Origin of the sequence: Candidatus Leptovillus gracilis, assembly GCA_016716065.1 — a bacterium.
Lineage (GTDB): Bacteria > Chloroflexota > Anaerolineae > Promineifilales > Promineifilaceae > Leptovillus > Leptovillus gracilis.
On the sequence record JADJXA010000013.1, the window covers coordinates 72,031 to 84,453 of the forward strand.

At 58.4% G+C, this 12,423-nt stretch carries 10 protein-coding genes; 7 read left to right on the forward strand and 3 right to left on the reverse strand.

Annotated elements, in window-relative coordinates:
* Nucleotides 1-22 precede the first annotated feature (22 nt).
* The 7 genes from IPM39_23095 to IPM39_23125 all read left to right on the forward strand — a co-directional run bounded on the left by IPM39_23095 (nucleotide 23) and on the right by IPM39_23125 (nucleotide 7,447).
* On the forward strand, nucleotides 23-1,306 hold the full coding sequence (locus IPM39_23095) for an aspartate aminotransferase family protein (protein MBK8988921.1): 1,284 nt from the start codon (nucleotides 23-25) through the stop codon (nucleotides 1,304-1,306).
* Between the two features lies 1 nt (nucleotide 1,307).
* Nucleotides 1,308-3,143, forward strand: coding sequence for an argininosuccinate synthase (locus IPM39_23100; GenBank protein ID MBK8988922.1), 1,836 nt, complete (start codon nucleotides 1,308-1,310; stop codon nucleotides 3,141-3,143).
* 274 nt (nucleotides 3,144-3,417) lie between these two features.
* Nucleotides 3,418-4,614, forward strand: a complete 1,197-nt coding sequence (locus IPM39_23105) for a hypothetical protein (protein ID MBK8988923.1) — start codon at nucleotides 3,418-3,420, stop codon at nucleotides 4,612-4,614.
* A gap of 81 nt (nucleotides 4,615-4,695) precedes the next feature.
* Nucleotides 4,696-4,923, forward strand: coding sequence for a hypothetical protein (locus IPM39_23110; protein ID MBK8988924.1), 228 nt, complete (start codon nucleotides 4,696-4,698; stop codon nucleotides 4,921-4,923).
* On the forward strand, nucleotides 4,920-5,339 hold the full coding sequence (locus IPM39_23115) for a type II toxin-antitoxin system VapC family toxin (protein ID MBK8988925.1): 420 nt from the start codon (nucleotides 4,920-4,922) through the stop codon (nucleotides 5,337-5,339). The genes IPM39_23110 and IPM39_23115 overlap by 4 nt, the downstream gene beginning before the upstream one ends.
* A gap of 10 nt (nucleotides 5,340-5,349) precedes the next feature.
* Nucleotides 5,350-6,600, forward strand: a complete 1,251-nt coding sequence (argJ, locus tag IPM39_23120; GenBank protein ID MBK8988926.1) for a bifunctional glutamate N-acetyltransferase/amino-acid acetyltransferase ArgJ — start codon at nucleotides 5,350-5,352, stop codon at nucleotides 6,598-6,600.
* A 4-nt stretch (nucleotides 6,601-6,604) separates the two neighbouring features.
* Entirely contained in the window at nucleotides 6,605-7,447 is an 843-nt protein-coding gene (locus tag IPM39_23125; GenBank protein ID MBK8988927.1) for an AAA family ATPase, read from the forward strand.
* Between the two features lie 185 nt (nucleotides 7,448-7,632).
* Here IPM39_23125 and IPM39_23130 read toward each other — a convergent pair whose 3' ends face one another.
* From IPM39_23130 to IPM39_23140, 3 genes are all read right to left on the reverse strand, one after another.
* On the reverse strand, nucleotides 7,633-8,004 hold the full coding sequence (locus IPM39_23130) for a hypothetical protein (GenBank protein MBK8988928.1): 372 nt from the start codon (nucleotides 8,002-8,004) through the stop codon (nucleotides 7,633-7,635).
* Between the two features lie 62 nt (nucleotides 8,005-8,066).
* The gene (gene mfd, locus IPM39_23135; GenBank protein ID MBK8988929.1) at nucleotides 8,067-11,615 is read right to left on the reverse strand and encodes a transcription-repair coupling factor; all 3,549 of its coding nucleotides are present in this window, start codon (nucleotides 11,613-11,615) and stop codon (nucleotides 8,067-8,069) included.
* Nucleotides 11,616-11,701: 86 nt separating this feature from the next.
* Entirely contained in the window at nucleotides 11,702-12,349 is a 648-nt protein-coding gene (locus tag IPM39_23140; GenBank protein ID MBK8988930.1) for an aminoacyl-tRNA hydrolase, read from the reverse strand.
* Between the last annotated feature and the right edge of the window lie 74 nt (nucleotides 12,350-12,423).

The following is a 12,423-nucleotide window of genomic DNA, read 5'->3' on the forward strand; positions in this document are numbered from 1 at the left end:
AAATTCTTCACGGAGTTGAACCATGAATCTAACTCAAACCGAAGCCGTAATGGCCGCCGACGCACAGTATATTTTGCCCACCTACAAGCGGGCCGATGTACTCTTCACCCGCGGCGAAGGCATGTATTTGTACGACAGCGCGGGCAAAAAATACCTGGATTTTATGTCTGGCATTGCCGTAGCGGCATTGGGGCACAGCGACCCGGAATGGGTAACGGCCGTTACCCAACAAGCCAGCCAACTCATCCACGTCAGCAACCTCTACTACACCACCCCCCAGGTCGAACTGGCGCGCAAACTAATCGAAAACTCCTTCGCCGATAAACTTTTCTTCAGCAACTCCGGCGCGGAAGCCAACGAAGCGGCGCTGAAATTCGCCCGCAAATATGGGGGAATTTCGGATTTCGGATTTCGGATTTCGGAATCGCCTGCAATCCGAAATCCGAAATCCGAAATTGTTGCCTTTAGCGGCAGTTTTCACGGCCGTACCATGGGCGCTTTATCCGTTACCTACAGGGCGCAGTACCGCGAGCCGTTTGGCCCACTTATTCCCGGCGTTACCTTTGCCCCCTTCAACGATTTAGACGCGGCGCGGCAAGCCATCACCGATGAGACCTGTGCCGTCATCGTGGAGCCGGTGCAGGGCGAGGGCGGCGTCAATCCGGCCACGCCGGAATTTCTACGCGGCCTGCGCGCCTTGTGCGACGCCCACGACGCGCTGCTTATCTTCGACGAGGTGCAGTGCGGCCTGGGGCGCAGCGGCCACCTGTGGGCGCACGAAGCCTACGGCGTCACGCCGGACATCATGACCCTGGCCAAGCCGTTAGCCGGCGGCCTGCCCATCGGCGCGACGTTGGTCACGCAGAAGGTAGCCGACGCTATTCAGCCCGGCGACCACGGCAGCACTTTTGCCGCCGGACCGCTGGTCTGCGCCGCGGCCAATGTGGTCTTCGACCGGGTGAATCGGCCGGAATTCTTGCAGCAGGTGCAGGAGACCGGGGCTTATTTGCGCCACCGGCTGGAGACGCTGGAGTCTGACGAGATTGTGGCCGTGCGCGGCGTGGGGCTGCTGGTGGGTGTGGAGATGAAAACAGCCGTTGCCCCCCTCATCGCCCGCGCCCGACAAAACGGCCTCATCCTCATCAACGCCGGCGACAACGTCCTCCGCCTGGCCCCCGCCCTGATTGCGGAACGCCAGCACGTAGACGAAGCGATAAAAATCCTTGAAGGGACAATTTCGGATTACGGATTGCGGATTGCGGAAAACGCCCCCAATCCGCAATCCGAAATCCGAAATCCGCAATAGTATGAACATCCGTCCTGCCCGTGAAACCGACATTCCCGCCATCTTGCGCCTGGTGAGCGACCATGCCCGGCGCGGCGATTTGCTGCCGCGCAGCGCCCTTTCTATCCGCGAGACCCTGGGCGATTGGCTGGTTGGCGTTTATCCTGATGGCGACATCGTCGCCTGTGTATCCCTGTTTTATTACACGCCCTACCTGGCCGAAGTGCGCTCGCTGGCTGTCAGCGACCGGGTGAAGGGGCAGGGTTGGGGGCGCACGATTGTGAAAACGGCCGTCAACGAAGCCCGCCATCGCAGCGTGCCCACCCTGTTCGCCCTCACCCGCGCCGTCGAATTTTTCCAGAAGGCCGGCTTCAAAATCACCGCCAAAGAGCGCTTTCCGCAAAAGGTATGGCGCGACTGCTCCATTTGCCCGCTGCTAGAGAACTGTGATGAAACGGCCGTTGTCCTCGAACTCGGCCCCGCCATCCTCACCCATGATCACGTGATTCCCGTGACGGACGTTCTGTCCGCGCACGCAAATTTGGTAGAAGAGATACTTGAAACAGAAAAAGGAGTTTTTCCCATGTCAGCTAAATCCAAAGCGAAAGCCAATAAAGTCGTCCTGGCCTACTCCGGAGGGCTGGACACCTCCGTCATTGTCCCCTGGCTCAAAGAAAACTACGGCTGCGAAGTGATCTGCTTCTGCGCCGACATCGGCCAGGGCAACTTTGAACTGGACGGCCTGCGCGAGAAAGCCCTCGCCAGCGGCGCGAGCAAGGTCTACATCGAAGACTTGCGCCATGAATTTGCCAAAGATTTCCTGTTCCCCATGCTGCAATCCGGCGCGGTGTACGAGAAGGAATATCTGCTCGGCACATCGGTGGCCCGGCCGCTCATCGCCAAATGGCAGGTCGCCATCGCCGAAGCCGAAGGCGCGGAAGCCGTGGCCCACGGCGCAACCGGCAAAGGCAATGATCAGGTACGCTTCGAGCTGACCTACAAGGCGCTCAATCCTACCCTGAAGGTGATTGCCCCCTGGCGCGAGTGGGAAATCCGCTCCCGCGAGGATGCGCTGGCCTACGCCCGCAAGCACAACGTGCCCGTCACCCACACCGAAAAATCCATCTACAGCCGCGACGCCAACCTGTGGCACATTTCCCACGAGGGCGGCATCCTCGAAGATCCGTCGCTGGAGCCGGAAAAGGGGATGTTCCTCTTCACCGTAGACCCCGAAGATGCGCCCAACGAAGCGGAAGTGGTGAAGATTGAGTTTGAGCAGGGCTTGCCGGTGGCCGTCAACGATGTGCAGCTTCCCCCGGCGGCCATCATCGAAAAGTTGAACCAACTCGGCGCGAAGCACGGCGTCGGGCGCGTGGATTTGGTGGAAAACCGGCTGGTAGGCATGAAATCGCACGGCGTCTACGAGACGCCCGGCGGCACGATTCTCTACAAGGCCCATCAGGCGATGGAATCGCTCTGCCTGGACCGCGACACGCTGCATTACAAAGAGCAACTGGCTGTGCGTTACGCCGAACTTGTCTACTACGGCAAGTGGTACACCTCCCTGCGCGAAGCGATGCAGGCGTTTATTGACAAAACGCAGGAACCGGTGACCGGTTGGGTGAAGGTGAAGTTGTACAAGGGGAACGTGATCACGATCGGCCGTTCCAGCCCGCACAGCCTTTACCGCGAAGATTTCGCCACCTTCGGCAAGGAAGATGTGTACGATCAGTCGGACGCGGTGGGCTTTATCACGCTGTTTGGCCTGCAAATGAAGGTGAAGGCGATGCGCGAGGTAAGCGACGGCGGCAAGACGCGCTACGCGGCGCCGGATTACAGCAAGTTCAAGCGGGATTAGGAGAGGGTGATCCGCAGATTACGCCGATTGGCGCAGATTTTGTAGTGGTTAAGAGACGGTGTGTTATTCTGAGCGGAGTCTTCGGAGCGAAGAATCTCCTTCTAATTCGCGGGAAAGGGATTCTTCCTCGAAGACTCGTCAGAATGACGAGGTTCTAGCTAACCCTTGATCGTTACAAATGAACGCCGATTTGCCCTAAAAATCGGCGTTCATCTGCGTCAATCTGCGGATTCTCTTCTATTATTTTTCGCGCCGAAATCGGCCGAATCATGGTATGCTATCCTTTGTAACTATTGTTGAATTGGGTAAGGAGGTAGTCACCATGTTTAGGAGACTTCGGGAACTTATCAAATCATCTGCCGAACCAGAAAAGCCAGAACCAGCCCAAGCAGATAATACACTACAAGAAGAGCCACAACAGGCATTCAACCCAATGCTACACCGTTTGAACCTGGAAAATGCCCAAAACGAAAAATTCAAACATATATGGCAGCAAATGGCACAAGAACTAAGCCCTGTCGAGCTTCGGGAATTAGCCCTGGATATGAATGTTGACATTGAGAACTTGCCTGACACCAATGATAAGCTGGTCTTTTTGAATTTTCTGAATTATCTAAAACGGCGCAGTCTCATTCCACAAATGCTTGACATTCTTGAAAGTCGTTGGCCGAAAGTGGACTGGGGAAAAGAAGGCATTTTGCAGGCAATGGAAGAATTGGAACAATTTCGGCCCCCTGCGCGGCCAATAACCTGGCCAACCACAACAAACTTGGGGCAAGGATTAGATTGGCATGAGCTACTCGGTAGACATTTTAGCCTGGACGAACTAGCCGAGTTAGCGCGAAAGCTGGATATTGATTTCAAAGCCCTAGATGGCAACACCAGAGCTGCAAAGATTAATTCGTTATTTGAATGGGTGATGAAAGCGGGAAAAATGGATGAGCTGACAGCTTATGTAGCGCAAGTGAGGCCGTTTCTTGCCAGCGAAAAGACATCACCTGCTCCCCCTACTAAACAGACACAACAATACAGCCAAAAGCTCGAAAGCCTGAGCCTGGACGAATTACAGGCCATTTGCCACAAACTTGGAATTGACTTTGACAACTTGCCGGGCGAAAGTAAATCTGGCAAAGCCAGAGAGTTGCTCGTTTACTTGGGCAGAAAAAACCGGCTGGCAGAGTTGGGGCCGCTGTTGGCGGAAATGGAGGAGGATGCGGGGGAAACGGCCGTTTACCACGCCATCCGAACCCTCATCTTCCAGGTCTTCCCCGACGACGTGGCCCTGACCGATTTTTGCCACCAACATCTGCCCCAGGCCGTCTATGAATTTGGCTTCGGCATGTCTTACCGGCAAAAAACGCAGGCATTGCTGGAATACTGCACCCTCAAAAAGCGATTCACGCCCCTGCTGGCCGCTTTGGAAGCGACTTTTCCCGAAGCGTATGCCGCCAATGGTCCTTACGAGCCATAAAGCCAAAAGATTACCAGTCGTGACAAGTTTATAGTAAAATGGTAGTGATTTACTACCATTTTACTACCAAAGAGGTGTGAAATGCCCGGATTACTGATTAAAGAATTCCCTGAAGCGCTGCACTACAAGCTCAAAGCGCGGGCAGCGCGCAACAAGCGCAGCATGACCAAAGAGGCGCTTTATTTGCTGGAAATGGCCCTGATCGAAGAGGAAGAGGAACGGCCGTTAACCCTGCCAGAACCTTTTGATGCCGGTTTCTTACTGACAGATGAATGGCTTGATCAGGCCAAACGCGAGGGGCGAGAATGATTGTTGTAGACGCCAACATCATCGCCTATCTATTCATCAAAGGTGAACGGACGCAACAGGCGCGGCAGCTCTATACCCAGGACCCTGAGTGGATAGCGCCGCCTTTGTGGCAACATGAGTTCCTAAACGTGCTGGCAACCATGGTCAAACAGGGCAACCGAACTGTGACCGATGCGCTCAATTTATGGCATCAAGCGCAAACGCTTATGCTAAACCGGGAAAGGGCCATTCCACTGCCAGAGGCGCTTATTTTGGCTACAACTCATGGGATCAGCGCCTACGACGCCCAGTATGCCACCCTGGCCGATGGGCTGAACTGTGTTTTGGTCACCGAAGACAGACGCCTCGTGCAAAAATTCCCTGGTAGAGCAATGACGATGCAAACCTATTTACATCATCTGGATAGCAAGAGTTGAGGAAGGATAAATGCAGCATCTCCCCGATGGCACAGTCACCAGCCCACAAGGCTTCCGGGCAACGGCCGTTTCCGCCCACATCAAATACCCCGACCGCCTCGACCTGGCCCTAATCGTCAGTGAACAAGATTGCGCGGCAGCCGGGCAGTTCACCACCAATCAAGTCGCCGCCGCCCCCGTCGTCGTAGACCGCGAGACGCTAAAGGCCAACGACAGCCACATCCGCGCTGTGTTGATCAATTCCGGCAACGCCAACGCCGCCACCGGCCAGCCCGGTCTGGAAAATGCCCGCGCCACGCAGCGGCTCGTCGCCCAGGCCATCGGCTGCACCGCCGACGAAGTGCTGGTGATGTCCACCGGCGTCATCGGCGTGCCGCTGCCGATGGCGCGGCTGGCGGCGGGCATTGCGGCGGCGGGGGAAGAGATTAACCGCGGAAAGGCGGAGAGCGCAGAGGGAAGAGAGGGTGGCGGGTTGGCAGTAGCGCGGGCGATTATGACGACGGACACGCGGCCCAAGCATCTGGCGGTCAGCGTCGAATTGCCCGGCGGCAGGGTCATAATTGGCGGTATGGCGAAGGGCGCAGGCATGATTCACCCCAACATGGCGACGATGCTCAGTCTAATTACGACAGACGCGGCGATTGCGCCGGACGTGTTGGGCGGATTGTTGCAAACGGCCGTCACCCACTCCTTCAACCGCATCTCCATAGACGGCGACACCAGCACCAACGATACCGTGCTGCTCCTGGCCAACGGGGCCAGCGGCATGGCCGTAGACGACCACACCAGCATCATCGCCTTCGGCGAGGCGCTCAACTGGCTCTGCGCTCAATTGGCCCGGATGATTGTGAAGGATGGCGAAGGGGCGACAAAATTTGTCGAGATTCAGGTCTGCGGCGCCCAAAGCCGCGCCAACGCCCACGCCATCGCCAACACTATCGCTACCTCGCCATTGGTCAAAACCGCCTTTGCCGGCAGTGATCCCAACTGGGGGCGTATTCTGGCAGCGGCCGGCCGCGCCGGAGTTCCCTTCGACCAGCACCGCGTCACTCTGTCCATCGGCACGCGCCAGCCGGATGAGCTGACGCTGCTGCGCTGGGGAGACGTGATGAACTACCGCGAGGAAGACGCGGCGGCGATCTTCGACCGGCCGGAGTTCCTCATTCGCCTGGATTTGGGCGCGGGTGAAGCCGGCGAGACGGTCTGGACTTGCGACCTGAGCCACAATTATGTGAGCATCAACGCCGATTACCGGACGTGAACCGATGATCCATTTGCGATCTATCACAGCAAAGGCGTGGCAAAAGCAGGCCAACGCCCAATTCCCCTTCAACCTGCCCATTCTCGCCTCGCTGCGCGAATTGACCTTTGCCGAGCCAGTGACGTTTTTTGTAGGCGAGAATGGCTCTGGCAAATCCACCCTGCTGGAGGCGATTGCCTGCGCCGCGAACGCGACGACGGTGGGCAGCGAGAGCGTGCGAACGGATAAGACGTTAACGGCCGTTCGCCACTTCGCCCAACATCTCCAACTCTCCTGGAACCGGCGCACCCATCGCGGCTTCTTCCTTCGCGCCGAGGATTTCTTTGGCTACGCCAAGAGCCAGGCGCAGCTGCGGCAGGAGATGGAAGCGGGACTGAGCGCGGTTGACCAGGAATATCAGGGCCGCTCTAAACTGGCAACCGACCTGGCGAAAATGCCTTACGCCAGAGAGCTGCACGACATGAAGCAGCGCTATGGTGATGGGCTAGACGGCCGTTCACATGGCGAGAGTTTTCTCGCGCTCTTTCAGGCGCGATTTGTGCCCAACGGCCTCTACCTGCTGGACGAGCCGGAAGCGCCGCTCTCCCCCATCCGCCAATTGGCCTTCATCGCCGCCCTCAAGCAGATGGTGGCGCAGGAGGCACAGTTCATCATCGCCACCCACTCGCCGATCATCATGGCCTTCCCCAGCGCGACGATTTTGCACTTTGATGGGGCGCAGATTCAGCCAGCCAGCTATGACGACCTGGAACACGTCCGGCTGACCAGGGATTTTCTGAACAACCCAGAGGCATATTTGAGACATTTGGGAAATAACACGGGGGTCGCGGAGAGGCTTGGAGAATGAGCGCATGAGGACCTGATGGGACGGCCGTTTCCAAAAACCAACGGCCGACTTCGTCTGCCATTACCTCCACAGCCTGCCCCTCGACCAGTGGCTGTTCAAGCAAGACATCACCGGCGCGCCATTCCTCTGATCGCCACGAATCCCGATGAAGTGCAATAACCCCTCTTCGAGGAATACAGCAACGCCTACTGCTCTCCCTCTCGTGTCCCGTCAAACGACCGGGTCAGCGTATGGACATCTATACGGTCAGTGTCGGGAGCAGCATAATAAACGGTAGCCGTTACCTCGTAGTAGGTGGTCGGTTTTTTGTCGCGCAGATGCATGGTCAGGGAGAAATTAGCGTCTGCTGTCTCGATGACATTCAGCCAGCCGGCCGTTTCGCCGCGTTCGTTGACCACCCGCACTTCAATACATGGTTTTTCCAGGAATGGGGTCAAATGAAAGCCGACGGCCACACGACGGCCGTCTGGGTACACATACAGCCCCAGCTCATTCAGCCGCACGTCCTCGCGCGATTTCGGCGTTTGCGCCGGGTCATCAAAAAAGTTTATCTGCATTGCCACCTCTGGGGTTCATAAGCCGTAAACCGTAAGTCGGATTACGGATTACGGTTTACGTCTCACGTCCACGTCTCCAACTTCTCCAACACCTGCACCAATGTCACCTGCCACTCGTGGGTGCTTAACTCGCGGGGCATCCACACGGCCGATTTGCTGACGCGCACCTGATTACCCAAATAACGCTGCAAACGATACCGGTCCAGGTTGTCCTTTTCAACGATGCGTACCTTGATCTGCCCGGCTTCGGTGGTAACGGCCGTCACCCCCGCCCGCTGCGCCAGCGCCTTCACCCGCAGTTGATACAACAAATTATGCACCGGGTCCGGTATCGGGCCAAAACGATCGGCTAATTCCTCGGCCATCTCATCTATCTCCGGCAGCGTGCCCAGCAGCGCCATGCGCCGGTACAGGCGCAGCCGCAGCGCCGCGTCCGGAACATAATCCGTCGGCACATAGGCTGCCAGAGGCACGTCAATCAACACCGCCTCCGGGATTTCCGTTGGGAGCGCTTCGCCGGCTTCCAGCGCCTTGCGCTTCTTCACCGCATTGGTCAGCAGCCGGGTGTACAAATCGAACCCTACGGCCGAAATATGGCCGCTCTGCGACGCCCCCAACAAATCGCCGGCGCCGCGAATTTCCATGTCGCGCATGGCGATGGTGTAGCCCGCGCCCAATTCGGTATTCTCGGCCAGCGTCTCCAACCGCGCCTGGGCGTCTGGGGTGATCTGCCGCCAGGGCGCGTGGAAGAAATAGGCATAGGCGCGGCGCGCCCCTCGCCCCACCCGGCCGCGAAGCTGGTACAACTGCGACAGACCAAACTGCTCAGCGCGGTCTACAATCAGGGTATTGGCGTTGGGAAAGTCCAGGCCACTTTCGATGATGGTCGTGGACAGCAAAATATCAATGCGGCCTTCGGCAAAATCCAGCATGATCTGCTCCAACTGCCGTTCGCTCATTTGTCCGTGCCCCACCGCCAGCCGCGCCTCCGGCACAAGCGCCGCCAACCGCGCCCGCATGATGTCAATGGTCTGTACCCGGTTGTGGACAAAAAATATCTGCCCGCCCCGGTCCAATTCACGCAAGATGGCGCCTTTGAGTCGCGTCTCGTCCACCTCGCCGACGTAGGTCTGCACCGGCAGCCGTTCAGCCGGGGCAGTGTCTATGACGCTGATATCGCGCACCCCGGTCAGGCTCATGTACATGGTGCGGGGGATGGGCGTGGCAGTCATGGTTAACACATCCACTTCGGTGCGCCACTGCTTCAGTTTTTCCTTATGGGCGACGCCAAAGCGCTGCTCCTCGTCTATGATGACCAGGCCCAAATCTTTGAAGGACACATCGTCAGACAACAGGCGGTGGGTTCCGATGATGATATCCACGTCGCCGGTGCGCAGGCTTTTGACGATATGATCCTGCTGCACGGCCGTGCGGAAGCGCGACAACATCTCCACTTTCATGGGAAAGGGCGACAACCGTTCCTTAAAAGTGTTAAAATGCTGCTGCGCCAGGATCGTCGTCGGGACCAGAATAGCGACCTGCTTATTGTCCAGAACCGCCTTAAACGCGGCGCGTAAAGCCACCTCCGTTTTGCCATAACCCACGTCGCCACAAATCAAGCGGTCCATCGGCCGGGCCGTTTGCATATCGGCCTTCACCTCGGCGATGACCCGCAGTTGGTCTTCGGTTTCGCGGTAGGGGAAGCTGGCTTCCAGTTCCACCTGCCACTCGTCGTCGGACGGGAAGGCGTGGCCGTCTATGGATTCACGAGCAGCGTACAGCTCCAGCAGCTCACCCGCCAGCTCATCGGCGGCTTCCTGTGCTTTGGCTTTGGTGGCTGTCCAGCTCTTTTCGCCCAGGCGGTGGATGGCCGGCGGCCGTTCATCGGAGCCGATCCATTTGCCCAGCCGGTCGGCGTGATGCACCGGCACGTAAAGCACATCGCTGTTGGCGTACTGCACCAGCAGATATTCCCGCTCCATGCCGCCCACCGCCCGCGAAACCAGCCCCATAAATTTACCGATACCATACTCCAGATGGACGACGTAATCACCGGCGGCGATGTCGGCAAAATAGGTTTCTGGAGCGGTGGGGCGCGTCTGCTGCCAGCGGCGCGGCGCGGGGCGGCTCCAGCCAAAAATCTCGGCGTCGCTGAGTAAATCCAGCAGGATTTTGTTGTCTTCGCGCCGTACCAGATTAAACCCTTCGCTGACCGCGCCGTGAACAAAGGTCAGCGTGCCCGGCTCTGGCAAATGAGGCAGCGTTTCGACGGGGTGGGCATGGGTGGCGGCGTTGGGCAGCAGCAGTGATGGCTGACTGGCCCGGTTTTCTTCACGCCACAGTTCGGCCAGGCGCGCCGCCTGCAAACTAACCACCACCACACGATCATTTTCGATGCGTGTTTGTTTGAGTTGGGTCATCAGCGGCCGCATCTGACCGCCGTAGCGTGGTCCCGGTTCAAAAGCGTCGGCCAGACCGCCAAACGGCCGTTCACTACTTTCCACCCCTTCGCCCAACACCAGCGGCTGCCACCAGGCCAGGTCGGCGGCGGCGATGGACCAATCGAGAATAGGCGATGGGTAATCGGGCGGCAGGAGGGGCTGCTCGGCGGCAATCTGGTTGGCGTGTTGGTCCAGGTCTTGCACGGCCGTTACCAATTCGCGCCAATCATCCACCACCACCAGCGCGTTTTCCGGCAAATAATCCAACAGGGTGGCGGGTTGGGCATAGATTAGCGGCAGGTAAAATTCCAGGTGGGCGAAGGTACGGCCGTTTTGCAAATCGGCGATGTCATCGCGCCAGGAAGGCAGGCTGCCGGGCGCCGGACGGGCGTCTTCCGGCAGTACGAGGCCATACCGCTGCGCCGCTTCCGGTAGCGCCTCGCGCGCCGGGGGGACGACGATGCCTATTTCTTGTGCCGCCGGGTCCATTTCCAATGAGCGCTGCGTCGCCAGGTCGAAGTAACGCAGGGTATCAATTTCATCGCCAAACAGCTCGATACGCACCGGATACGGCGATGAAGCCGGGAAAATATCCACGATGCCGCCGCGCCGGCTGAACTGCCCCGGCGATTCGACCACGCTGACCGCTTCGTAACCGATTTCAGCCCAGCCGCCCAACGTCTTTTCCAGGTCCAACCGCCGCCCAACGCGCAAGACGCGGGTGGCTGCCAAAAAGCGCCGCTTAGGCAGTGTCTTCTGCAAAAAGGCGCGCGCCGATGTGACGATGAGCGGCGGCTTCCCCGCCGCCGGGATTTGCGGATGTTGTCCGGCCATCAGGCGGGACAATACACGCAGGCGAGACAGCCGGGCCGTTTCGCCCCAGGGGGCGCGGTCGTAGGGCAAGGGGGTTGGTTCGTAGAAACGGTAGACGCTGTTGTCATCGGGCAGCCACGCTTCCAGGGCTTGCATCCAGCGGGAGGCAGCGTCCACCTTGCCGGTCAGCAGCAAGATGGGAACCTGGCGGGCGCGAAACAGCCGCGCCAGCACCGGGGCGCGCGCGCCGGGCGGGAGGAGCAGGGGGGAAACGGCCGTTTCCCCATCCAAACCCTTGATGACGGCCGTAAAGGCCGGTAGTTCGTCGAAGACGTTGAGAAGGCCGGAAAGATCCATGGGAATTGTGAATTGTGAATTGTGTATTGTGGACGATGGACAAGCACTATTGCTGCACCTGTCACCTACCACCTATCAACTATCAACTACTCTCCCGGTAAACTGCCATTATGCCGGGACATGGCTAACTGGATGCCTTCGGTGACGTAGGTGTAGGCGGCTTTGGCGGCTTCGTCGAGGATTTCGGCGACCAGCGGCAGGTCGGTGGGGCCGAAATCTTGCAGGACGTAGGCGGCGGGGGGCATTTGTCCTGGCGGGCGGCCAATGCCCAGGCGCAGGCGGGGAAATTCTTGCCCCAGGTGATTGATGATGGATTTCATGCCGTTGTGCCCGCCGGCGCCCCCTTTTTCGCGCAGACGCACTGTGCCCAGGGGCAGGTCTAGTTCATCATAAACGACCAACACGTTGGCCGCCGGGACCTTGTAAAAGTTTGCCAGCGGACCCACAGCGCTGCCGCTGTCGTTCATGTAGGTTTGCGGCTTGGCCAGGATGACAGGGTGCTCGGCGATACGGCCGTTGCCCGTCAGCGCCTTATTCTGCACCTTGCCCAGCGCGATGCCATGCAGCCCCGCCAGCTTATCCACCGCCATAAAGCCCACGTTGTGCCGGTTCTTCTCATATCTGCGGCCTGGATTGCCCAGGCCCACAATCAGAAAACGCTCTTCGTTCACGTCAGTCAGTTCATCCACGTCGGGCCTCACCCGGCTTAACAAGTTTGTCCACCAATGGGTCATAAATGGGTCATAAATGGGTCATAAATGGGTCATAGTTCATTCATTGATTGGCCGGTTGTTAGCCAACCGGCCAA

Bases quoted from the DNA above. Each gene is read 5' to 3' on its own strand.
- IPM39_23095 (MBK8988921.1), top strand. From the start codon at position 23: ATGAATCTAACTCAAACCGAAGCCGTAATGGCCGCCGACGCACAGTAT.
- IPM39_23100 (MBK8988922.1), top strand. From the start codon at position 1,308: ATGAACATCCGTCCTGCCCGTGAAACCGACATTCCCGCCATCTTGCGC.
- IPM39_23105 (MBK8988923.1), top strand. From the start codon at position 3,418: ATGCTATCCTTTGTAACTATTGTTGAATTGGGTAAGGAGGTAGTCACC.
- IPM39_23110 (MBK8988924.1), top strand. From the start codon at position 4,696: ATGCCCGGATTACTGATTAAAGAATTCCCTGAAGCGCTGCACTACAAG.
- IPM39_23115 (MBK8988925.1), top strand. From the start codon at position 4,920: ATGATTGTTGTAGACGCCAACATCATCGCCTATCTATTCATCAAAGGT.
- argJ (MBK8988926.1), top strand. From the start codon at position 5,350: ATGCAGCATCTCCCCGATGGCACAGTCACCAGCCCACAAGGCTTCCGG.
- IPM39_23125 (MBK8988927.1), top strand. From the start codon at position 6,605: ATGATCCATTTGCGATCTATCACAGCAAAGGCGTGGCAAAAGCAGGCC.
- IPM39_23130 (MBK8988928.1), bottom strand. From the start codon at position 8,004: ATGCAGATAAACTTTTTTGATGACCCGGCGCAAACGCCGAAATCGCGC.
- mfd (MBK8988929.1), bottom strand. From the start codon at position 11,615: ATGGATCTTTCCGGCCTTCTCAACGTCTTCGACGAACTACCGGCCTTT.
- IPM39_23140 (MBK8988930.1), bottom strand. From the start codon at position 12,349: ATGACCCATTGGTGGACAAACTTGTTAAGCCGGGTGAGGCCCGACGTG.